The organism is Mariprofundus ferrinatatus, from assembly GCF_002795825.1.
Lineage (GTDB): Bacteria > Pseudomonadota > Zetaproteobacteria > Mariprofundales > Mariprofundaceae > Mariprofundus > Mariprofundus ferrinatatus.
Genome location: NZ_CP018800.1, coordinates 963992 through 984875, shown reverse-complemented (window position 1 = coordinate 984875; position 20884 = coordinate 963992). Strand labels below are relative to the sequence as shown.

Annotated in this window: 23 protein-coding genes; 9 read left to right on the top strand and 14 right to left on the bottom strand. The window is 52.3% G+C overall.

Translation table 11 applies throughout. The annotated features are described in order from the left end of the window. Window positions 1-3: 3 nt before the first annotated feature. Window positions 4-984: a malate dehydrogenase gene (mdh, locus tag Ga0123462_RS04750; protein ID WP_100265248.1), complete on the bottom strand. Its 981-nt coding sequence runs from the start codon at window positions 982-984 to the stop codon at window positions 4-6. Between the two features lie 193 nt (window positions 985-1177). Here mdh and Ga0123462_RS04745 point away from each other — a divergent pair, with 193 nt between their 5' ends. The 4 genes from Ga0123462_RS04745 to Ga0123462_RS04730 all read left to right on the top strand — a co-directional run bounded on the left by Ga0123462_RS04745 (window position 1178) and on the right by Ga0123462_RS04730 (window position 3435). After that, the gene (locus tag Ga0123462_RS04745; protein ID WP_100265247.1) at window positions 1178-1585 is read left to right on the top strand and encodes a hypothetical protein; all 408 of its coding nucleotides are present in this window, start codon (window positions 1178-1180) and stop codon (window positions 1583-1585) included. A 4-nt stretch (window positions 1586-1589) separates the two neighbouring features. Then, window positions 1590-2549, top strand: coding sequence for an ADP-glyceromanno-heptose 6-epimerase (gene rfaD / locus Ga0123462_RS04740; RefSeq protein ID WP_100265246.1), 960 nt, complete (start codon window positions 1590-1592; stop codon window positions 2547-2549). Continuing rightward, window positions 2549-2866 (top strand): outer membrane protein assembly factor BamE, encoded by a 318-nt coding sequence (locus tag Ga0123462_RS04735; protein WP_100265245.1) that lies wholly within the window; start codon window positions 2549-2551, stop codon window positions 2864-2866. The genes rfaD and Ga0123462_RS04735 overlap by 1 nt, the downstream gene beginning before the upstream one ends. Before the next feature lie 95 nt (window positions 2867-2961). Beyond that, the gene (locus tag Ga0123462_RS04730; protein WP_100265244.1) at window positions 2962-3435 is read left to right on the top strand and encodes a roadblock/LC7 domain-containing protein; all 474 of its coding nucleotides are present in this window, start codon (window positions 2962-2964) and stop codon (window positions 3433-3435) included. Between the two features lie 120 nt (window positions 3436-3555). Here Ga0123462_RS04730 and Ga0123462_RS04725 read toward each other — a convergent pair whose 3' ends face one another. The 3 genes from Ga0123462_RS04725 to Ga0123462_RS04715 all read right to left on the bottom strand — a co-directional run bounded on the left by Ga0123462_RS04725 (window position 3556) and on the right by Ga0123462_RS04715 (window position 7721). Next, the gene (locus Ga0123462_RS04725; protein WP_100265243.1) at window positions 3556-5844 is read right to left on the bottom strand and encodes an ATP-binding protein; all 2289 of its coding nucleotides are present in this window, start codon (window positions 5842-5844) and stop codon (window positions 3556-3558) included. A 3-nt stretch (window positions 5845-5847) separates the two neighbouring features. Further along, entirely contained in the window at window positions 5848-6858 is a 1011-nt protein-coding gene (locus Ga0123462_RS04720; protein WP_100265242.1) for an ABC transporter substrate-binding protein, read from the bottom strand. 236 nt (window positions 6859-7094) lie between these two features. Next, entirely contained in the window at window positions 7095-7721 is a 627-nt protein-coding gene (locus Ga0123462_RS04715; protein WP_100265241.1) for an MEDS domain-containing protein, read from the bottom strand. Between the two features lie 311 nt (window positions 7722-8032). On the opposite strand from Ga0123462_RS04715, the gene Ga0123462_RS04710 reads away from it, so the two are divergent. Genes Ga0123462_RS04710 through Ga0123462_RS04690 form a run of 5 tightly spaced genes read left to right on the top strand, consistent with a single transcriptional unit; the run spans window position 8033 to window position 12727 of the window. Beyond that, window positions 8033-8713, top strand: coding sequence for a hypothetical protein (locus Ga0123462_RS04710; protein ID WP_100265240.1), 681 nt, complete (start codon window positions 8033-8035; stop codon window positions 8711-8713). Further along, window positions 8713-9288, top strand: coding sequence for a GTP-binding protein (locus tag Ga0123462_RS04705; RefSeq protein ID WP_232726642.1), 576 nt, complete (start codon window positions 8713-8715; stop codon window positions 9286-9288). Before Ga0123462_RS04710 ends, Ga0123462_RS04705 begins: the two co-directional genes overlap by 1 nt. A 14-nt stretch (window positions 9289-9302) precedes the next feature. Beyond that, window positions 9303-10595, top strand: coding sequence for a lytic transglycosylase domain-containing protein (locus tag Ga0123462_RS04700; RefSeq protein ID WP_198507401.1), 1293 nt, complete (start codon window positions 9303-9305; stop codon window positions 10593-10595). Further along, window positions 10565-12244 carry a peptide-binding protein gene (locus tag Ga0123462_RS04695; protein WP_100265237.1) on the top strand — a complete coding sequence of 560 codons (1680 nt, stop codon included), beginning with the start codon at window positions 10565-10567 and terminating at the stop codon, window positions 12242-12244. The genes Ga0123462_RS04700 and Ga0123462_RS04695 overlap by 31 nt, the downstream gene beginning before the upstream one ends. A 54-nt stretch (window positions 12245-12298) precedes the next feature. After that, entirely contained in the window at window positions 12299-12727 is a 429-nt protein-coding gene (locus Ga0123462_RS04690; protein WP_232726641.1) for a hypothetical protein, read from the top strand. Here Ga0123462_RS04690 and ald read toward each other — a convergent pair. The 10 genes from ald to greA form a co-directional block, all read right to left on the bottom strand. After that, a complete protein-coding gene (gene ald / locus Ga0123462_RS04685) occupies window positions 12724-13824 on the bottom strand; it encodes an alanine dehydrogenase (RefSeq protein WP_100265236.1) in 1101 nt (366 codons plus the stop codon). The two genes, Ga0123462_RS04690 and ald, sit on opposite strands and share 4 nt — an antisense overlap. 110 nt (window positions 13825-13934) lie before the next feature. Then, the gene (locus tag Ga0123462_RS04680; RefSeq protein ID WP_100265235.1) at window positions 13935-14525 is read right to left on the bottom strand and encodes a peroxiredoxin; all 591 of its coding nucleotides are present in this window, start codon (window positions 14523-14525) and stop codon (window positions 13935-13937) included. A 72-nt stretch (window positions 14526-14597) separates the two neighbouring features. Further along, on the bottom strand, window positions 14598-14912 hold the full coding sequence (locus Ga0123462_RS04675) for an RnfH family protein (protein ID WP_100265234.1): 315 nt from the start codon (window positions 14910-14912) through the stop codon (window positions 14598-14600). Between the two features lie 86 nt (window positions 14913-14998). Beyond that, window positions 14999-15433, bottom strand: a complete 435-nt coding sequence (locus Ga0123462_RS04670) for a type II toxin-antitoxin system RatA family toxin (protein ID WP_100265233.1) — start codon at window positions 15431-15433, stop codon at window positions 14999-15001. A gap of 3 nt (window positions 15434-15436) precedes the next feature. Further along, a complete protein-coding gene (der, locus tag Ga0123462_RS04665) occupies window positions 15437-16804 on the bottom strand; it encodes a ribosome biogenesis GTPase Der (protein ID WP_198507400.1) in 1368 nt (455 codons plus the stop codon). 21 nt (window positions 16805-16825) lie between these two features. After that, window positions 16826-18001: an outer membrane protein assembly factor BamB family protein gene (locus Ga0123462_RS04660; protein ID WP_157821271.1), complete on the bottom strand. Its 1176-nt coding sequence runs from the start codon at window positions 17999-18001 to the stop codon at window positions 16826-16828. Window positions 18002-18012: 11 nt separating this feature from the next. Next, a complete protein-coding gene (locus tag Ga0123462_RS04655; protein WP_100265231.1) occupies window positions 18013-18645 on the bottom strand; it encodes a tetratricopeptide repeat protein in 633 nt (210 codons plus the stop codon). A gap of 85 nt (window positions 18646-18730) precedes the next feature. Beyond that, complete coding sequence (locus Ga0123462_RS04650; protein ID WP_100265230.1) at window positions 18731-19798, bottom strand: AI-2E family transporter; 1068 nt, start codon at window positions 19796-19798, stop codon at window positions 18731-18733. Further along, window positions 19786-20277, bottom strand: a complete 492-nt coding sequence (locus tag Ga0123462_RS04645) for a DUF4149 domain-containing protein (RefSeq protein WP_100265229.1) — start codon at window positions 20275-20277, stop codon at window positions 19786-19788. Before Ga0123462_RS04645 ends, Ga0123462_RS04650 begins: the two co-directional genes overlap by 13 nt. Before the next feature lie 129 nt (window positions 20278-20406). After that, window positions 20407-20880, bottom strand: coding sequence for a transcription elongation factor GreA (gene greA / locus Ga0123462_RS04640; protein ID WP_100265228.1), 474 nt, complete (start codon window positions 20878-20880; stop codon window positions 20407-20409). Between the last annotated feature and the right edge of the window lie 4 nt (window positions 20881-20884).

Here is a 20884-nt window from a genome sequence, read left to right as displayed (position 1 = left end):
TCTTCAATAGAGCCTGAGCGCATCGACTGCTTTCACAAGTTCGGCCACAGCCTCCAGAGAACGGGATAAATCGCGCTGTTCATCCTCAGTAAGATCGAGTTCGACAATCGCCTCAAGCCCCCCTGCCCCCAGTTTGCACGGTACGCCGAGATAGTAACCGTCCACTCCGTATTCACCCTCAAGATAGGCGCAGCATGGCAGTATCCGCTTATTGTCACGGATGATCGCCTCTGCCATCTGCACTACCGAAGCACCCGGCGCATAGAATGCTGAACCGGTTTTAAGCAGCCTGACAATTTCCGCACCGCCATCTGCCGTACGCTCGCAGATCGCCTGAACCCGCTCATCCGGCAGCAGTTCGGTGATCGGAATACCGGCCACGGTGGAGTAGCGCGGCAGCGGCACCATGGTATCGCCATGGCCTCCAAGCACGAAAGCGTGCACGTTGTTGATCGATACCTGCAGTTCATCAGCGATAAATGCCCGCATACGCGCTGCATCGAGCACACCGGCCATACCGATGACACGGTGCTTGGGAAATCCGGAAACCTTGAGTGCAGTATAGACCATTGCATCAAGCGGATTGGTCACCACAAGAAGAATACAGTTGGGAGAATGGGCCACAATATTGCGAGTCACCTCTGCAACAATGCCAGCATTGATCGAGAGCAGGTCATTGCGGCTCATGCCCGGCTTTCTGGCGATTCCGGCAGTAATGATCACCAGATCGGAGTCGGCGGTATCGGCGTAATCGTTGGTGCCGATCACCGAGCTGTCAAAACGCTGGATCGGAGAAGACTCGTACATATCAAGTGCCTTGCCCTGCGGCACTCCCTCAACCACATCAATCAGCACAATGTCGGCCAACTCTTTCTGGGCAGCCAGAAAAGCAGCCGTGGCACCAACATTACCAGCCCCGACCACCGTGATCTTTTTAGGGGTAAACACAGAACTTTCCGAACTCTTGATATCAGACCAGCGCATAGGACGCCTCCAAGTTTCTCTCTTGATTCATACTATAGCAGCAATACTCCCTATACTGGAGAGTGAGATGCAACATGCCAATGGCCAAAGCTTGGCTTGCACTGCTTCTCAGGTAACGTAACATCGAGCGCCCGAAGAAACTGACCGGAATTCGTCAGGAATAAGCCTTCAACCAAGGATACAGAGTCACGATATGAACAATATTCAAGCCCTTCCCGGCGCATTCCCCCTCCACGAAGATCGCAACTTCATCTCTGAGAGTGAATGGGTAATTTTCAAACTGCTCTGCCGACCTATCGACGCCATTGCTGACGACAATCCCGAGGAGCTCTCTGCTGCTACCGGCCACCAGGTGACCAAAGAGCGCTGTGGCGAGTTGATTCGTATCGTGCGCATTCATCAGCTGTCGGGGCTTGGCTCCTGGATCTCCCGCCTGTTTGCCGAAGCTGGCCTCAGCGATACCGATGTTCGCACCCTGCCTGCCGATGAAATCACCGCTCGTGTCAACACCAAAGCGGGATACAATATCTGCAACGAGGCCACGACCCGTGCTCTGGCAGCGCTGCAACTGCAGTGGAAAGGCGAAGAGGCGGAAGGATAATACTATGAGTGAACGTATTCTGGTCACCGGCGGTGCCGGTTATATCGGCTCCAATATCGCTGCAGCGCTTCTGAAGCGCCCTGCTACCGATGTGGTGGTGGTAGACGACTTCTCATCCGGAGACTGGCGCAACCTGATCCATGTTGATTGTGAGGTGCGTGCTGCCGATTGCGATGACCCGCTCCTGCTTGAAGAGATCGCCGACGGCGCTTTCTCCGCCATCTTTCATCAGGCTGCGATTACCGACACCACTGTCATGGACCAGCGCCTGATGGTTGAGGTCAACACCAATGCATTTGCCGGGATTCTTGCTGCCAGCAGTCTTTCAGGCACACGTGTCACCTACGCCTCCTCTGCCGGCACCTACGGCAACTCCCCAGCTCCCAATCGGATAGGCCATGGCGAAGAGCCTGAAAATATCTATGGGTTCTCCAAACTTGCCATGGATCGTGTCGCCTGCCGCTGGTACGACAGGCATCCTGCACCGATTATCGGACTGCGTTACTTCAATGTTTTCGGGCCGGGCGAAACACACAAGAATGAGCGGGATGGCAACAAAACCGCTTCCATGATCCTGCAGCTATACGAGCAGGTAAAAGCAGGCAAACAGGTTCGCCTCTTCAAGTATGGAGAGCAGAAGCGCGATTTCGTCTATATCCGTGATGTGGTTTCAGCCAACCTCGCAGCCCTTGATGCTCCCCGCTCCGGCGTCTGCAATGTAGGCTCGGGTGAAGCGCGCAGCTTTAATGATATTGTATCCAATCTCTCCGACCTGCTCGGCAGACAGATCGATGTCGAATACTTTGATAACCCTTTTACATTCTATCAGGAGCATACCGAGGCTGATCTTTCCGACAGCAAAATGCTTCTGAACTGGAAGCCTGCCTGGACACTGGAAAAAGGGATGCAAGACTACATTTCACTTCTGGAAAACGGCCATCGTGGCCCCGCGGAGATCGCCTGATGAAACATCTAATCGCAGCCCTGACTATGGGCACCCTGCTTCTTGGCGGCTGCATGCAGCAGCCCATCCATCAGGGCAACCGGCTGGCGTATGGTAAAGTCCTGCAGATTCAGGAAGGTGACTCCAAATTCCGCGTGGAACAGATGCTGGGCAGCCCGATGCTCGACAGCACTCTGCATCCCAACCGCGTTACCTACTACGAAGAGTTCGAAGATGAAGAGAGCGGAGATATGGTCAAGCGTGGTGTTGAAATCGTCTATGACGAGGCCCTGCGTGTAAAATCGATCCGCGAATTCGGCTTCGAGGACAAACAGTAGTCCAGGTCACGGTTCAGGAGTCGTTGCTCCCCTAGGGTTGCCGAAAATCGCATCCGTGGGCTTTAACCGCTGATGCATGATCGGGGGCCGCAACATTGAGTTTTTATAAACAAGCCTGCCACAGGGAACTTGAACTCCTTTTGCAAAGGGAGCCAAATCTTGAAGCCGCCCTGCTCTGCAGTTCGGACGGACTTCCCATCGGTTATGCAGCCACAACTGATATCGAAGCCGATTCGCTCTCGGCAATCTCCTCCTCCATGCTCTCACTGGCCGATGCGCTTGCCATCCAGAGTGGCGATAAAGGTGCCGGTCAGTTAATCAGCCAATCCAACAACCAGACTGTTCTCCTCGTCCATGCCGGAGAAGATGCTCTGCTGGCACTGATCGGCAACAGCCAGCTGGAGTTTAACAGACTACTGGCTCATGCTGCCAAGGAGGTGGCTATTATCAGCAGCCTGATCAATGCGCACTACCGTGAAATCCAGGAGGAACAGCACCCCCTCTCCACATCAGCACTCGGCAATATTGTCAGCCAGGCCGTACATGACATACAGGAGCACCATGTATAGATGAATCTCCGGGGTGGCCCTGAATTTCTCTCTGACCAGGAAACCCGGAGTGCCGCCGGAGTAATCATACCGACAAATGACAAGCTGAAACGCCAGGAAACAGATGCCATTTAGCTGGCATCAATGAGCCAGTTTATTCTTTATAGCACGGCTCAGTTCTGCCACATTGAAGGGTTTCGAGATAACCAACGCTGAATCGATACTCCCAGCCTCTCTCAGGCTGTCCCGATCATAACCGGTTGAGAAAATAATTTTTATTCCGGGTTCTATCTCACGAAGATGTTGCACGGCTTCGATACCGCCCATGACAGGCATCACCACATCGATAATCACAAGATCAATTGCTTCCCTGTTTATATTGAATTGAGCGATTGCCTCCTGCCCGTTTGTTGCCGTTAATACCTTGTAGTTCAAACTCTCCAGAACATCCGATGCTGTCGAGAGAACATTGCTGTCATCATCAACCAGCATGATCGTCTCCCCATTGCCATTCTCAACCTGTTCCTGCTGTTGGGTGGCGAATTCATTCTCAATACTTCTGTCCACTGCAGGCAGGTATAGGCGAACCAGAGTACCAACCTCGGGGACCGACTCGATTTCCACAGCACCACCATGGGTCTGCATGGCACCGTACACCTGGGAGAGCCCCAGGCCAGAACCCTTACCGACTTCCTTGGTCGTATAAAACGGTTCAAAAATATGTGGCATATCCTCGTGTCTGATGCCGCAGCCACTGTCTCTGATGGATATGATTGCATAGTCACCAGATTTGAGCTCAGGATGCATTTCCAGAAACTCCTTATCTGCAACAAACTCTCCCAGTTTAATCGATATGACGGGGTCTTCACTTTTCAGAACAGCATCTCGCGCATTGTTTATAATATTCATCACCGTCTGCTGAAGAAGGGTTGCATCCCCATAAACCACCATAGGCAGAGTAATATCTGTATTCAACTTGATATTCTCAGGCAGCGAGGTTTTATATATCTTGATGATCTCTTTCAAAAACGGGGCTAAGGGAATATCTGTTTTCTGGACAATTCCTTTGCGGGCAAACGAGAGCAGGTTTTTAATCAGTTCGGCACTTCGAAATGAGAGCTTCTCTACCGATTCCAGTCGCTTAACAACCCCCGGAAGCGCTGATGCCTCTCTCTTTGCCAGATATAGGTTGCCGGTCATGCCAGCCAGTGCGTTATTGAACTCGTGTGCAATGCCTCCAACGAGTGTCCCGAGCGCCTCCAGTTTCTGAGACTGCCGCAACTGCTCTTCCAGGTTTTCATGTTCCGTAAGGTCCTGCTGGACCCCAACAAAGTTGACGATTTTACCGTCATCACCCTTAACCGGAGACACGGTCAGCATGCACGGATATTGTGATCCATCCTTTCTCTCACTCATGATTCGTCCGTGCCAGATATTGCCCAGGATCATGGTCTCCCACAGTGCTCTGCCGGCTGGATCAGCCCTGTTTCTAAACCAGAGCGCCAGATCTCCCACTATCTCTTCACTGGCGTAACCTGAAATGCGGCAAAATGCAGGATTCACATACTCTACACACCCCTGATAATCCATAATAATCATGGCCTCACTGGACTGTTCGACCCCCTGCGACAGCTTAACGAGCCTTGCCTCAGCCTTGCCCCACTGCATTACCATCGAATCGATCGCAGAAGCAACTTGCCCGACCTCATCCTCTCCTGCAACATTGGTCTGTGCATTCAGGTTGCCTTCCGAAACAAGGCGGGTTGTGTCGACTATCCTGCGTATTCTTGCCGTCACCAGGAAATGGAGGGTCATCGAAAGCAGAATCGTAAACAGGCTCAGCATGGCGACAAACTGGATGATCTGGCGCGTAACGCCCTGCATTGCAGCCTCTTTAACTCTTGCCATGCTTCGCTGGGAATAAAGTATTCCAATGAGAGTCGGCCTTAATTCGCCCTCCTTACGTCCCATGACAACTGGGTAGATGCCAATCACCTTCTGATTCACACCTTCTCCTTCGACAAAAACAGTGCTACTCAGGCTGTTTTTTGTCTTCTCGAACTGCTCAAGTCGAATATCACGGCTATTGCCAAGGTGTTGATTGGCCATCTCTTCAACTGTATTTCCAACAGTTGCAAAAAAAATCGAGGCAACAATTTCATCGTGATGATCACTTAAAAAAGCGATCTCCACATCAGGATCAACACCCAATGTGCTGATCTCCTCCTGAACCGATGCAATCATCCCCTCCCTCAGTTGAAGTTCGATATGCCTCTGCAGCTGATCCATCTCCAAAGTGATATGCTGAAGTTGGTCTTGCTCCACATTTAACTCGGCAATCCTGCCGTTGGTCTGATAGCTCCAGACAGAGAGGATCACTGTACAGGCGACCAGAAGAGATGGCAGAAGCCAACGCAGAGAGAGTTTCATCAGTTACCTCTGAGCATCGCCTTGCTTGAATTGCTTAAGCGGTTCGACAGCAATCATCTGTTTCAGATTAAGCCGGCTCTTTAACAGCTTGGATTTATACATGAGCTCACTCATCCGTGTTGCAGTCAGATACAGTGGCGATGGTGGTGGATCCATCATGCTGATGTTCTCATCCAGATCAGGAAGATGCAGCCCCTTATATGCTTCCAAAAGCTCGGCAGTTGATATTTTCTGTCGTGCAGCCATGATCCCGGCAGCTTTCTCAGGATAATCATCAAGATAATCAAGCCCCCGAAACCAGCCGCTGAACAGTGCGTTGAGTTCTTTGTTATGGGACAGCAGTGACTCCTCACTGACCACCAATACATCCACAACTTCATCAGGAATATCTTTGCTGGTGAAGAGCTCATGATACCCTTCTGCCATCAGGCGACTACGCACAGGATCGAATGTGACCAGTGCATCGACCTTGCCCGTTTTAAATGCTGTATCATGCTCGTTGATTGGCAGCGAAACAATTTCAACATCTGAAAGTTGCATGCCGTTAAGCTGCAGTGCCCGCATCAGCATAAATGCCCCCAACGCAGTATTTTCAACTCCAATGCGTTTGCCTTTGAGGGCTTTCATATCAGAAAACTCCCTCTTGGACAGAATCACATCGGCACCATCAGAGGTGTCGAACACAAGAACAACCCTGGGGTCGAGACCGTAGTCCTTCAGCAACAGCACCTCATCAAGGGTGAGGGCAGCAGCTGCAATTACTTTGTTCCGAAATGCATGCAGCACCTGGGTTGCTGAGGCGAACTCAATCAGCCGAACACCTTTGCCATCATAGTAGCCCAGTTCTCGCGCCAGGTAGAGAGGCTCATAACCGGGCCAGATATTGGTTCCGACCGCCAAGGGAACGCCCTGCCTGACATCACCTTTCTCCGCGATTCCTCCAGAAAAAAACATAACCGCTGCAATTACAGCGGCAACAGCAGCTAACCCGATCCAAACTGATTTCATTTTCATAGGGCTCTCCTCTAAGCATTCCGGATCATCCAAGCGGGACACTGCTATCTATAGTTCTGCATTTCTTCTCTATTAGTATAGCAAATTTTTCCAAGCTTTTGACAATCTGGGGGGGGGGGAGCGAAAAGCCCTGCCTGCCCTGAAATGTATGGGCTTTCGATATCACCATATCAGTTAAAAACCGGGTGAATATTTTCGATCGGCCCCTGCCCTGCAGCAGTCGCCTAGGCGAATGATCAGGCTCCTGAGAGAGATGCCAGGAACGCTTCCGGCTGAATAAAATATGGGTTGTGAACTACCCGACCCTGAACAACCATCACCGGGTGCACCCTGAGCACATCCAGAATTGTAGAACCATCAAATCTGCGAGCATCGTACTGGCAGATTGCAATGACAGGGTGGGTTCTGAACGCAATATTTACTTTGGCCTCATACTCCATCAGGCGGTCGGAACCCGGAACTCCTCTAAGCGCCCAACTCATCTCACCACTGACCCTTAAACCCGGATAACCGTCATCACACGACGCCTGATAACTACTCTTCAGCGTATGGATCATGTCATCAGGCTCAAATTTTCCCTCTGGGCAGTAGACCTCCAGTGCATTCGAGCAGATGAACTGTCCACTTTCTTCCCGGTCCGGCAGTACCAGGTCATAACTTCCGAGCCACTCCTTAACCTCAACCGGGCTCATCTCATCTGCAAAGTATCCGACGCGCTCCCCGCCCTTCAATCCACTATCGAGAAACTTGGAGATGGTTTCACGTCTCTCTTCTTCATTACTGTAAATCAGGCACATATGGGTACCCGGCGGGAACCTTTCACTGGTAAATCCGAGATTAACCTTCAGCTCACTGCTACACATCCGGCACCCCCTTAGTCTCTGAGTCGAAACAATAGATACATGTCCACTCAATGCTCTGCTTAATTATTATAGTCGAAACTCACGGTTTGTGTAGTAGGCCTGAGCATCAACAGAACGGCATTCCGAGAGCAGATTTGAACGAAAAGTGCTCCAACTCACGGTAACGAGGCGGGATACAGGGAAGATCAGCACATGTATTTTTGTAACGTAACAGAAAAAGGAGCGCGCAATGGCAGAGATATCCGGGCACAGCATACATGTGCGTCACCACCCAGGGATCAGGAACTCATGGTTCTGAACAGGATTACCCCATGAACTCGCTTATTCCCCTTCGCCGCATGATCATCCAGCAGAAACCTGCACGGGTCGACTACCGATTCGGCTCAGAGACCAACAGCCTCTTTTACGATCGCTCCGGTTTTGCCGGCAACCATGACGATGTCGTCCATAAACTCAGAGAGATCTTAGCCTCCGACTCGGTCAAAGTGAGCAGCGGTATCAACTGTGCACCAGTCACGGAGCAGCGCACCTTTGCACCACAGGCAGTCGCAGATGCATTGAGAGGCTTCTCGTTCAGTGCTGAGCTTCGCGCCGCCCTGCTCAGCTTCGCCATGCGTATGCCGCCACTGATTGTCAGGCTCTATCCGATGCAGCGCTACGCATTTGCCGATCACCCTACATATATCAACATGCACAGGAGTTATCAGCAGAACGGATCGCTGAAGATTCAGGATTTCATCTCCCAGGCCGACCATGAATTTGATGAAGCGAGCCGCCTGAGGGTGATGATCGCCACCTATCTGCTCGGCCTTATCGCCCCACTGAAAGTGGAATCAACAACCGAGCGCAGGATGAGCAGACCAGCCCCGGAAAGATCAAACAGCACGAGAAGTGAAGCGGGCCGGACGGAAACCCCTTCCAGAGAGGTTGTAAACCGTAACAGCAGGGTATCCATTCTGAGCCGGATCATCGATCGAATCAGGGGTCTGTGATGATTGACAAACAGGTTGTAAAACTGGTGATCACAGGGCCTGTGAACTCCGGCAAAACCACGATGGTACAGAATCTCAGCGATTCTCAGGTGACGGCTACGGATGTGGTGCCGAGCGATCAGGTGGCAAAGCTGAAAAGCATGACCACGGTCGGGCTCGATTTCGGCATTCTCAAGATCGATGAACAACTTGAGCTGCATCTTTTTGGAACCCCCGGTCAGGCACGCTTTAATTTCATGTGGAATATCCTCTCCAAGGGGGCGATTGCAGCCATTTTCCTGATCGATTCCACATGTGATGATTCACTTAATGAGATGCGCAAGATGTACAAATATTACCGCGAGCAGGTCGGGCTGCCGGCGATTGTCGGGGCAACCAAACAGGACCTACCCGGGGCCAAAAGTGTTGAAGAGATCGCCTCACAGCTAAACCTCGGTGAGATCATGGTGATTCCGGTCGATGCGCGCGAAAAAGAGGCCAGCAAGATGCTTGCGCTCACCGTACTCGGTAATGCACTGGTCGAGGCAAGTGCAGAGGATGAGAATAATGATGGCAATTATGGCGATCTCTTCTAATCTTTATGCCTGTCATGACAGCCCGTATTACAGGACATCAACAACACAGACGCCTTAAAGCGTATTTTCTGATACAGCCGCTTCTCGCAGCCGGGATGATGATGCTTGCCTCATACCCGGCTTCGGCTGTGGAGTTGCTGGCCTCTCTCGATCCGGCACAGACACAGGCTGGCAACGCCCACAGGCCAATACTCAGACCCCTGCTCTACGGCATCAATGAAAATGACCTGGAGATGGCTAAAAACAGATCCAGCATCCGCTACTCAGATCGCTGGGAGATGGTATCTGAGCGTTCCCGCTATGTACGCCACCGCCTTGTAGAGAGCCTCAGAGCTAAGCATGTGCCAGATGCACTGCAGGTGATTCCGATCGTGGAGTCCACCTACAACCCCTATGCCCTCTCGCGTTCCGGTGCAGTGGGTCTATGGCAGCTGATGCCGAAAACTGCAATGAGCCTCGGCATCAGTCCGGACAGAAAGATCGATGGGCGACGCAGTGTCGAGAAATCAACTACGGTTGCAGTGCAATATCTGATCGACCTTTATGACCGCTTTGATAACTGGCCACTCGCCATTGCCGCCTACAATCTCGGCCCCAATGCGGTCGCTGCACGCCTGAGAAAAGAGCCGTGGGATATCGGCAATCCACTTGAGAAGCTGCCGGTGCCGGAAGAGACGAGAGATTATGTCATCCATATTATCGGGCTGGTGGCCCTTCTTGAGGAGGGAGCTCTCGCATTTCCCGATCCGATCAAAACACTCCCCGTCAACCTGCAACCGCCGGTTGACCTTCACCTTCTGGCAGGCCTTAGCGGCATGGAGAAGGATGAGATTTTCCATTTCAATCCATCGCTCAATCAGGCCCAGTATCTTAGCCGTCCGGTCACTATCCATGTGCCCGAGTCACTGCACGCGCAGGTGCAGGAGAGTGCGGCCAAGGCAGGGCCTAAATTTGTTTATGCCACAGTAAAGAAGGGTGATTCGCTCTGGAGTATTGCCAAAACGCACAGCTGCAGCGTGGAGAGCCTTAAACAGCTGAACAGGGGAAGTTCCAAGGTGCTTCGCATCGGTCAAAAGCTGAAAGTGCCGGCCAACCAGCTGGCCAGGGCAAGCGCCAACATCAATCCGCTGCTTAATAGCGACCGCCGCATTCGCTACCGTGTGCGCAGTGGTGATTCTCTCTGGCGCATCGCCAGCCGTTTCGGCACGACAGTCAAAGCGATCACCAAGATCAACAACCTTTCCAGTAAAAGCATTATTCGCGCCGGAGACACACTATGGGTTCTCGCCCGCATTCGCCCAGGCTGATCGCAGCCGGGCTTGCTGCCCTGCTGCTCATCGCTTGCGGCAACAGTGATACGCCATCCGACGCCTCATCTGCAAAAACCGCACTTGGCCAGTACGAGGATATCCCTGCGCGCGGAGACCGGCTGGTTGATGCCTCGATCGGTGATGCCAGCAACCTGATCCCGATGATTGCAGGCGATGCATCAAGCCATGCCATTGCCGGGCAACTCTACCTCTCTCTACTGAAGTACGACAAAAACCTCGACCTTACCGGCCAGTTGGCCGAATCATGGGATGTTTCGCCAGACAATCGCACCATCATCTTTCATCTGCGCAAAACGTTGCAGTGGACCGATGGCAAACCTCTGACTTCAGATGACTGCCTATTCACCCTCAATTTAATTCAGGCCGATTCAACCCAGAGTGCATACAAGGCAGATTATATTCTGGTTAAGCGCGCTGAGGCACCTGATCCGCACACCTTTATCGTGCACTACGATGAACCCTTTTCACCCGCTCTCTCATCCTGGTCATCGCTGGCGATTCTGCCGAAACATGTCTTTGAAGGTGAAAACATCATGGACACACCGCTCTCGCGCTCCCCCAAAGCCTCCATCGGTCCATACACGCTTGCCGAGTGGCAATCGCAGCAGTCAATCCTGATGCGCGCCAATGAGAGCTACTTCGATGGCCCGGTATGGATCAGCGAAAGACTGACCCGCATTATCCCTGATCGCGCCACCCAGTTTCTTGAACTCTCAGCCGGACGCCTTGATTCGGTGGGCTTAAGCCCGATGCAGTATGCCCGCCTGTTTCAAACGCGCGAGGCGCTGAAAAACAATTTCAATCGCTACAAATATCTCGACTTCGTCTACACCTACCTCGGCTTCAACCTCAGCCGCAAACCATTCAGCGATATCCGCATTCGCAGGGCGATCGCTTATGCCATCGACCGGCAGGAGATTCTCGACGGAGTTCAGTTGGGATTGGGCGAAACCATCGCCAGCCCCTATAAACCGGGCACCTTCTGGGTGAACGAAAACCTCAAACCACGAAGCTATGATCCCGAAAGGGCCAGGGCTCTGCTGGCTGAGGCAGGCTGGAGAGATTCCGATGGCGATGGCATTGTCGATAAAGGCGGCGAATCGCTCTCTTTCACCGTACTCACCAACAACGGTAATAAACAGCGTGCTGATGCAGCCACGATTATGCAGCAACGGCTTAAAACGGTAGGTATCGACATGAAAGTGCGGCTGGTTGAGTGGTCCGCCTTTATCCAGAACTTTATCAACACTCGCAACTTCGATGCCGTCATTCTGGGCTGGTCCCTCTCACCTGATCCGGATCAGTACACCATCTGGCACTCATCCCAGACCGGCCCTCGCCAGTTCAATTTCCTCTCCTACAACAATGAAAAGGTGGATGCAGCACTCGATGCGGCGCGCAGAACCTTCGACCGCAACGAACGTAAAGCGCATTACGATCGTATGCAGGAGGAGATATACAGTGATGTTCCGATGGTCTTTCTCTTTGCTCCCTACTCGCTGCCGGTGATGCACAAACGCTTCCACGGCATCAAGCCTGCACCGGCCGGTATCGGTTACAACAGTGAAAAGTGGTATGTTCCCGAAGCGCTACAGCAATACAAAGTGACGGCAGTCACGCCATAAACCTTTAGTTGCATCCACAATCGGTTTTGTCACTACCGACTGAAGAGGCAATATATGATGCAACACAGCAATAGAACCGGTTTCAACCCTCAACGCGTCCCTGAAGATGGCGCACTGGCTTCTGCGATCACCGGGGAGCTTGAACACATTCGCATGCAGCACAATCTTTCCTGCATTATCGTCATTGATGGTGACGGTAAACTGATCGCGCAGGTGGGTGATCATCCCAAGGGTGATGAGTTTGCGCTCTACTCCCCGATGGTCATGGAGACAACGCGCACCATGGCCAGATGCGGTGGCTTCGGAGAGCCTGTCTGTAATGGCGTGATCCTCAATAGCGGCCGCATCCTGATCACGCATCAGGAGGTTGTGAACGGCCGGGTGATCTATCTATCGTTGTTATGCAGGAAAAAGGTGCCAGAGGGGCTTCTGGCACTGCTGCAGCACATCACAGCAATGGTTGCGGAGAACGAACTGCCTTAAACCTGGCCAGCCAGCGCCGACCTGACCCCTTCGTGAACAATGTTTCCATCCCTGATATTGATACCCAGCTTCAAGGAGGGATCAGAAGCTACTGCAGCATCCAGACCCATATCCGCGATTTTCCGAACATAGGGTAACGTGGCATGGGTCAGTGCCGCCGTACTGGTCTGCGGCACGGCAGCAGGCAGGTTCGGCAGGCAGCAGTGAATCACCCCCTCTTCCAGATAAACCGGATCCTCATAACTGGTCGGACGGCTTGTCTCGCTCATCCCCCCCTGATCAATAGCAACATCGACAAAGACACTTCCCGCTTTCATCAATGCGATATCTGAACGCTGCAGCAGCATCGGGGCATGCTTACCCGGAATCAATGCTGCACCGATCAGAAGGTCACAGGTCGGCAGCAGCCCGATCAGATTCTTATGGGTGTAGTGATGCACTTGAATGTTCTTATGCGTCTTCTGCTGCAGGGTATGAATGCGCGTCTCATTGGCCTCAAGAAGAAGCACCTCGGCGCCAAGACAGGCAACCGTTTCGGCAGCATTGATGCCTACATTTCCCGCACCGAGAATCACAACCCGGGCAGCATTCAGACTCCCCATGCCTCCCAGCAGCCGGCCCGTACCTTGAAAAGGAGAGCCGTTCTCTTTCTGCAGATACTGAACACCCAGTTGAGCTGCCACTTTTCCGGCCACCTGACTCATCGGCGCCAGCAACGGCAATCGACCCGACTCAAGCTGAACCGTCTCATAACCGATCGCGCATACACCACTGGCCATCAGTTCCCGGGCAAGCTCCGGCACGGCCGCCAGATGAAGATAAGTAAAAAGAATCACTCCTTTTCTGAAGTGGCGATATTCGTCAGGCAGCGGCTCCTTGACCTTAATAACCAGTTCGCAACGCCATATCTCATCTGCTGAGTCAGTCACAAACGCCCCGGCTTTCCGGTAGGCCTGATCGGTAAAAGCACTGTCTATGCCCGCCCGGGATTCAACAACAACTTTGTGCCCGGCACCCACCAGTAGCGCCACACCTTCGGGGGTAACTGCCACCCTGTGTTCACGATTTTTTATCTCTTTAGGTACGCCTATACGCATGAACATTCCCCGTCACAGATACGGCTGATTATCTGCAACCTTGTGTATGAATATAGCAGAGATTCTCTTTATGATCACGCAACGATCACAGGAAAACCGATCAGAAGCGTTTAGAGCTGGGTCAACTGACGGATATCTTCGGTGAGTGCTCGCACATGCTCATCAGGCGAGATATCCAGATATACCTTTTTGACGATCCCATCGCCATCGATCAGGTAACTCAGGTTTCTGGCCAGATGGTTCATCGAACTGTGGGCTGAATACTCTTCAATCACTTCGCCGTCGGGATCCGATAGAAGCGGATGGGTTATATTCAGCTTCTCGGCAAACTCCCGATGCGAAGGAACGGAGTCGTAACTGATTCCGATCAGCTGCAAATCAAGTTGTTGAAAGCTCTCGTAGCTTTCCCTGAAACGTCTGGCCTGAACCAACCCTTCGGGCCGTCCCTCATTATAGAAATAGACAAGACACCAGTGGCCCAGATAATCCTTCACGGAAACATTGGCATTGTTCTGATTCGGAAGAATGAATTCAGGCACCTCTTTACCAACCTGAATCGGTTTACCGTTATTGACAATTACCCCGATAATCACAACAGCAGGTACGATCACAACTGCAATCATGCCGGCTACAGCCATCGCAATGGCCCGCTGCACCTTCTTTGCCAGTTCATGATTGGCCGGAACGTATCGCTCTGTCATTCCCGCTTTATGCCATATGATCGAAAATAAGTAAAGTCTAATATACGAATGTTAAGGTGATATACAACGTCATCACTCGGAATGCTCTTCCGAAACCCGCTCCTTTTTTGCACGAATGCGGGCCTTCTTATCGTCTACTGCATGCGCATCACGAGGCTTTCTCGGCAGTGAACGGTAGATCTCGACACGATCACCGTCATAAAGCTCCTGGCTTGCCTGCACCAGCTTGGCATAGATACCAAGCTTATTTGTCTTCAGATCAATCTCAGGGCACTTCTCCAGCAAGCCACTGCTGCGAACCGCATCTTCTGCCGTTGTACCCTCTGGAACATCCAGCTCCTCGATAAACTGCTGATGTGGTAGCGCATAAACGACACTGACATGCATTCTAGACCCCTATAAATAAGGATACGCTGAAAAAACCAAGTATCCATGCAGGCCATCCAGGGCCTGAATAAAACGCCAAAAAGTTGTTAGTACTTCTTAAGCTCCATCGCCCGCTTCTCAAACGCCTGTACCATTGATTTGCATGCCGTGGAGAAGATTGGACTGGCCACAATATCGAGCATCATGCTGCGAAACTCAAATTCAATCGAGAAATGGACCCGGCATCTCTCCCCTTCCATCGCTTCGAATGTCCACACGCTCTCGAGAAACCGGAACGGTCCATCCAGCAGGCGAATCTCAACCAGCTTTCCGGAAACAAAACGATCAACTGTTTTAAAACTGTGGCGGGAACCGGCCAGATCGGCCACCAGTTCAGCTGTCAGCTCCCCCTCATCCATCGTGAGGATCGATGCACCAGCCACCCAGGGAAGGAACTGAGGATATGCTTCGATATCCATAACGACATCGAACATCTTCTCGGCACTGCAGCCGATGACCCTGGTCTCCTCAAAGCTGCGCATGGATCAGCGTTTATGCTCAGGCGCGTAAGGATTCTTGCCCCCTGCAAAGTTAAAACGGACAGGCACGCCGGTCAGATTGAAAGTCTTGCGGAACGACTGTTCCAGATAACGGCGGTAACTTACTTTCAAGCCTTTAGGGCGATTGCAGAAAATCTTGATGGTTGGTGGCGATGTGGCGATCTGGGAGGCGTATTTAAGCTTTACGACGGCACCGTTATCGCTGGGGGGATGCTGAGCTTCCTGAGCTGACTGTAACCAGCGGTTGAGTTCACCGGTTCCCAGTTCAAATCGATTTCTCTCAGCTGCCTTTACAGCCTCATCAAGCAGTCGTTTCACGCCTTTACTGCTTTTTGCGGTAATGCGGTAGACCGGTATATCGGTGAATCCACGCATACGGAAATCAAGCCGTTCAACATAGTGCTTCCAGTCATCCTCTGTCAGCAGGTCAAGCTTATTTACGGCAACAATCAGTGCACATCCCTCATCCTGTGCCAGTTGCATCAGGCGCATGTCCTGTTCAACCACACCTTCCGAGCCATCCAGAACCATAACGATCGAATCAGCGCGTCGGAATGCCTGAACCGCCTTGACGCGTGCAACAAACTCGATGATATCGCTGATGCGGCCATGTTTTCTCTGTCCTGCCGTATCCACCAGGCGGATAAAGCCATTGCCGTATACAAGATCGCTGTCGATAGCATCGCGCGTAGTGCCCGATATATCGCTGACCACCATACGCTCTTTGCCAAGCCAGGCATTGATCAGGGTCGATTTTCCTACATTGGGACGTCCGATCACTGCGATGCTGGCAATTGGTTGCTGCTGCTCTTCATCCGCAACTTCAACAACCTCAGGAATCAACATCTCAAGCTGATCGGTAAAATCACGAATACCCTGTCCGTGCGCGGCAGAAACAGCCACAGGATCACCCATGCCCAGTCCAAAAAACTCCACTTCACTGTTCGGTTTCTCGGCTTTATTCACAACAAGCAGAACAGGAATCTGGTGACGGCGAAGTTTGGAGGCAATGGCAGCATCCACAGGCGTTGATCCCGCCTGTCCATCCACGACAAACAGGACGACATCAGCAATCGCCAGAGCAGCCTCAACCTGGGTGTCGATCGCTGGCTGCATCACATCATGCGTCCCTTCACCGATACCGCCGGTATCAACAAGGACCACATCACGCGCTCCGATCAGGCACTCGGTCTCCAGGCGGTCAACGGTTACACCTGGCCTGTCACCAACAATCGCCTTACGTTTACCAAGCAGACGATTGAACAGTGTTGATTTTCCTACGTTCGGGCGTCCGACGATGGCAATAACCGGCAACCGTCCGGATATCTGTAGTGTATTGGTTCTCTGATTCAATGAGGTTACCTGCTTTGGCGCTTAGCGCAGTTTGAACAGAGTTCCGAGGTTATTTCTAACCAGCACCCCGTCAGATGATGCTACGGGAGCCACATCGATACGACCATCTAGTTCCGCGCTGGCAAGCAACTTACCCTCCAGATCAAGGCGGAACACCATACCGAACTCATCGGCAAGCCAAAGGTTCTGCTGCCAAAGAATCGGCCCAACCAGTTCGCCGCTGGAGAGCCGCTGCTTCCAAAGGGTTTCGCCTCCAGATGCATCAAGTGCACTGAGTGCGCCATCCGCACCGGCAACATAGAGCCGTTTGCCAACATGGAGTGGCGAAGATTTCGTTGAAATCTTACGGCTTGCCAGTGTACTTCCATCAAGCAACGACAGGAAAAACAGCTCGCCCTGAAAAACAGGTACTGCAAGCATATCCTCACTTCTGCCGGAAAACTCGGCAGGAATCAGCACGGGGGCTGCAGCAGGCACCTTCAGTTCGCTCAATACTGCCGCCTCATTGCTCAGCAACAGCTGGCGCTGCCAAAGAAAACTTCCACTGTCCGCCTTCAGCGCGACAACATCTCCGCTTTTCATGGAGATATAGATGCGATCCCTGTGGACCACTGGCGATGGCGTATACTGAATACCGAGAACACTGGCTGGACCGGAGTAACTCCACACCTTTTTCCCCTCTGCAGTAAAGCGGAACACTTGATTGTTCTCGGTTTGAAAAACAAAGTCGTTTCCTGCGGGAACCGGCCTGCTCATAAGCGCTGAAGGGAGTTCAACGCTCCATGCGACACTACCCTGATTGATATCGACTCCGAACAGCATGCCGTCCACATCGGCCACGACAACCAATCCATTCGAGAGTTGCAGTGCACCGGACTCTCCGGCAGCTGTCATGGCTACACGCTGAACTTCACTGCCATGCGAACTGAACACCCTGACACGTCTGTCCTGCGCCCCTGCAACAATAAGCTCACCACTTTTTCCCTGAACCACAGCCGGGTTACTGAAACCTGAAGGTGAGGCTGGACGGCGCTGGTCGAGATCAGCACGCCACGCAACCGATATCTCTGCGGGAGCAGAGACAACAAATCTCTCTTCTGCTTTTTCTACTTTTGTATCCGCCTCACCCCAACTGAATAAATCGGTCGAGCAGGCCGAAAGGAGAAGTGCAGTGGCGGCCAACAGTAGCTTCATCATATACTGTTTCATCAGGAAGCTTTCTTGTTGATCTGTGATTCAATTTTACGCAACAGTTCCGCATCGGTCGAAGATGGTGCATCCATTGCTTTTTGCAGGTAATCCTGCTTCTCAGCCTCATCACCGGAGGCCTGAGCCATCAAATAGTATCGAAGCTGAAGGTACTGCCCCCCGACCTGCTGATCGAGCAGGGATTTGGCGGCGGCAGCGTCTCCTTCTGCCAGTTTGATTTCAGCGAGATCAAGCCTTGCCTGCCAGATCCACTCATCCATGGCTTTGCCATGTGCCATCAGGGCATTCAGGTGCAATTCGGCATTTTTACTGTCCACAGATGCCAGCTGCATCAGTGCAAGGGCGGAATAGCTGCTGCTGGAGAAGTCCCTGTTAATACTCTGCAGCAACGCCAGCTTTTTGGCCGAGTCGCCTTCATTCATCGCCTGCTGGTAAATGGTTGCGGCTGTTGCACGCTGGGATTGCTCATTTTCAAGCCAGAGTCCGACTGCCATCAGTACAACCACTACTGCGGCAGCTGCACCAATCAGCGATTTCTGGTTTTTCTCAACCCAGTCAATCCACTGGGCCGAACGCATCTCCTTCTTCAGTTCATCCAGGTCGGAATCTTTCACCGGTATATTATCACTCATCAGTTTAACCCCATTTCACATCAACGAACAGCACACACATAAAGCTGGTGCACCCTAAAAGGCACCCATCCGGTGTCAATGTCAGTTATTCTGCAGTCGATGACCGCTGCCGCCGTTCCAGTACAATGGACACCACGCTTTTCACCAGTGCTGCCATCGGGATGGCTATCACGACGCCGACAATTCCCCACAGGCTGCCAAAGAGAAGTATCGCCACAATAATGGCAATCGGATGCAGGTTCACGATCTCGGAAAAGAGCCATGGCACGATCACATTGGCATCGATCGCCTGAACTACGCCATATGCCAGAACACTGTAGGCCATGGTATCAGTCCATCCCCACTGGAAAAATGAGAGCAGAATCACCGGAATAGTCACCACTGCCGCGCCAACGAACGGAATCCAGACTGAAATACCCGTCAGCACGCCAAGCAGCACTGCATATTCATGCCCCATCCACCAGAAGACCACCCACATGGCCAAGCCTACTATGAACGCTTCCCAGAACTTGCCGCGGATGTAGTTACCTATCTGGATATCAAGTTCATGCCAGACCCGCTGCAGCAGTGAGCGCTCTTTGGGCAGAAACTGCTGCATCCAGCTGATGACTGCATGCTTGTCCTTGAGAAAAAAGAAGACCATCACAGGCACCAGTACGGCATAAACCAGCAGCGTGATCATGCCTGGAATCGAAGCAATCGAGAAGGTAAGCAGCGCCCCGCCCCACTCCTGAAGTTTAAGTGCAATGGCTGCAATCACCTTCTGCAGAAAGTCCGGATTGATCCACTCGGCATGGTTGCTCTGCAACTGCTGCAACGTTTCCCTGATCGACTGCACATATTGCGGAGCCTGGCTAACAAGCCTCCCAATCTGCTCGGTAAGTAGTGGCAGAACAGCCAGCAGGGCAAAGAGAATCAGCAGGAGAGCGCCACCACCTGCAATAGCGATAGCAAGCGTTCGCGGAATTTTGCAGCGCTCCAGAAGATCGACAACGCCATCAAGCACATAAGCCAGCGCAATAGCCAGCAGCACTGGAGCCAGAACGGGCACCAGCAGTACCAGAAGAACGAATATAACAAGCAGGGAGGAGAGCAGCATCACCAGTTCGGTGTCTGCCATCCACCTCTTTAACCATGCAGTTATGACGGACATGTTTGCCTGCGTTTGCAAGGTCCCAAGGCAACCATGGCAGCCGCAGCTGCTACAGCAAGAAGGTGGATCACAGCACTAACGCCGTGCCACATGCCGAACTCCTTGCGCAGCGGATGATCCGCTGACACCAGATCCATTGAGCCTATCTCTGCTTTCAGACCTGCCAGAACCGGTGAAACGGCAAACTGATTGACAGAAACCAGCAGAACCAGCGCCAGCAGCAAATACCAGCGAACAGCTCCGGTTTTCCATTCAGTTGCTCTCATCTGGAACCAGATTACGACGACAACGGCTGCGAGCAGCAACAGAACCAGATTAGCAATATGAAAGGTTTCTCCAGCCAGCATGCCAGCCATTGATACACTGCCTGCCTTGGAGAAGAGAACAGGGGCAACCAGATACCCGGGAACAGCAAGAAGACCGAGCATCAGGGCAAGACAGAGCCTGACTGAACCGATACGAATGCACTCAACGCTCATCTATCTCCTCCAACAACTGGCTCTCCCGCACAGGAGGTGCGGCGGACGAAGTACATGAGCCGGACAAAACCGGGCTGTTGTCCGGTGTCCATGATTGAGGACAGGATATCCGCAACCGGGCTCAGGTAACTACTCGTATCGGATCTCCTGAACCTCATACTCACGGAGACCACTTGGCGCCTGTACATTAATCACATCGCCCTCCTCCTTGCCGATCATTGCACGTGCAATTGGCGAGGTAATGGAAACCTTGCCATGCTCAATATCGGCCTCGTCAACGCCAACAACCTGATAGGTCACCTCGGTTCCCTCATCAAGATCGATCAGATCGACCGTGGCACCAAAAACAATCCTGTCCACAGTAATTGTGGCCGGATCAATGACATGTGCACGCGCCAGTTTGTCCTCCAGCGACTTGATCTTACCCTCGTTCATACCCTGCTCTTCTTTGGCAGCATGGTATTCCGCATTCTCGGATAGATCACCATGTGCACGCGCCTCTTCAATCGTTCTTACGATCCTGTGGCGGTTCTCACCTTTCAGGTATGCGAGGGTCTCACGCAGTGCTTCAGCACCCTGTTTTGTCATCGGTACACGTTCCAATTTC

What these genes read in the sequence shown, in the direction of transcription:
- mdh (WP_100265248.1), bottom strand. Translation starts at nt 984, where the DNA reads ATGCGCTGGTCTGATATCAAGAGTTCGGAAAGTTCTGTGTTTACCCCT.
- Ga0123462_RS04745 (WP_100265247.1), top strand. Translation starts at nt 1,178, where the DNA reads ATGAACAATATTCAAGCCCTTCCCGGCGCATTCCCCCTCCACGAAGAT.
- rfaD (WP_100265246.1), top strand. Translation starts at nt 1,590, where the DNA reads ATGAGTGAACGTATTCTGGTCACCGGCGGTGCCGGTTATATCGGCTCC.
- Ga0123462_RS04735 (WP_100265245.1), top strand. Translation starts at nt 2,549, where the DNA reads ATGAAACATCTAATCGCAGCCCTGACTATGGGCACCCTGCTTCTTGGC.
- Ga0123462_RS04725 (WP_100265243.1), bottom strand. Translation starts at nt 5,844, where the DNA reads ATGAAACTCTCTCTGCGTTGGCTTCTGCCATCTCTTCTGGTCGCCTGT.
- Ga0123462_RS04720 (WP_100265242.1), bottom strand. Translation starts at nt 6,858, where the DNA reads ATGAAAATGAAATCAGTTTGGATCGGGTTAGCTGCTGTTGCCGCTGTA.
- Ga0123462_RS04715 (WP_100265241.1), bottom strand. Translation starts at nt 7,721, where the DNA reads ATGTGTAGCAGTGAGCTGAAGGTTAATCTCGGATTTACCAGTGAAAGG.
- Ga0123462_RS04710 (WP_100265240.1), top strand. Translation starts at nt 8,033, where the DNA reads ATGAACTCGCTTATTCCCCTTCGCCGCATGATCATCCAGCAGAAACCT.
- Ga0123462_RS04705 (WP_232726642.1), top strand. Translation starts at nt 8,713, where the DNA reads ATGATTGACAAACAGGTTGTAAAACTGGTGATCACAGGGCCTGTGAAC.
- Ga0123462_RS04700 (WP_198507401.1), top strand. Translation starts at nt 9,303, where the DNA reads ATGACAGCCCGTATTACAGGACATCAACAACACAGACGCCTTAAAGCG.
- Ga0123462_RS04695 (WP_100265237.1), top strand. Translation starts at nt 10,565, where the DNA reads ATGGGTTCTCGCCCGCATTCGCCCAGGCTGATCGCAGCCGGGCTTGCT.
- Ga0123462_RS04690 (WP_232726641.1), top strand. Translation starts at nt 12,299, where the DNA reads ATGATGCAACACAGCAATAGAACCGGTTTCAACCCTCAACGCGTCCCT.
- ald (WP_100265236.1), bottom strand. Translation starts at nt 13,824, where the DNA reads ATGCGTATAGGCGTACCTAAAGAGATAAAAAATCGTGAACACAGGGTG.
- Ga0123462_RS04680 (WP_100265235.1), bottom strand. Translation starts at nt 14,525, where the DNA reads ATGACAGAGCGATACGTTCCGGCCAATCATGAACTGGCAAAGAAGGTG.
- Ga0123462_RS04675 (WP_100265234.1), bottom strand. Translation starts at nt 14,912, where the DNA reads ATGCATGTCAGTGTCGTTTATGCGCTACCACATCAGCAGTTTATCGAG.
- Ga0123462_RS04670 (WP_100265233.1), bottom strand. Translation starts at nt 15,433, where the DNA reads ATGCGCAGCTTTGAGGAGACCAGGGTCATCGGCTGCAGTGCCGAGAAG.
- Ga0123462_RS04660 (WP_157821271.1), bottom strand. Translation starts at nt 18,001, where the DNA reads ATGATGAAGCTACTGTTGGCCGCCACTGCACTTCTCCTTTCGGCCTGC.
- Ga0123462_RS04655 (WP_100265231.1), bottom strand. Translation starts at nt 18,645, where the DNA reads ATGAGTGATAATATACCGGTGAAAGATTCCGACCTGGATGAACTGAAG.
- Ga0123462_RS04650 (WP_100265230.1), bottom strand. Translation starts at nt 19,798, where the DNA reads ATGTCCGTCATAACTGCATGGTTAAAGAGGTGGATGGCAGACACCGAA.
- Ga0123462_RS04645 (WP_100265229.1), bottom strand. Translation starts at nt 20,277, where the DNA reads ATGAGCGTTGAGTGCATTCGTATCGGTTCAGTCAGGCTCTGTCTTGCC.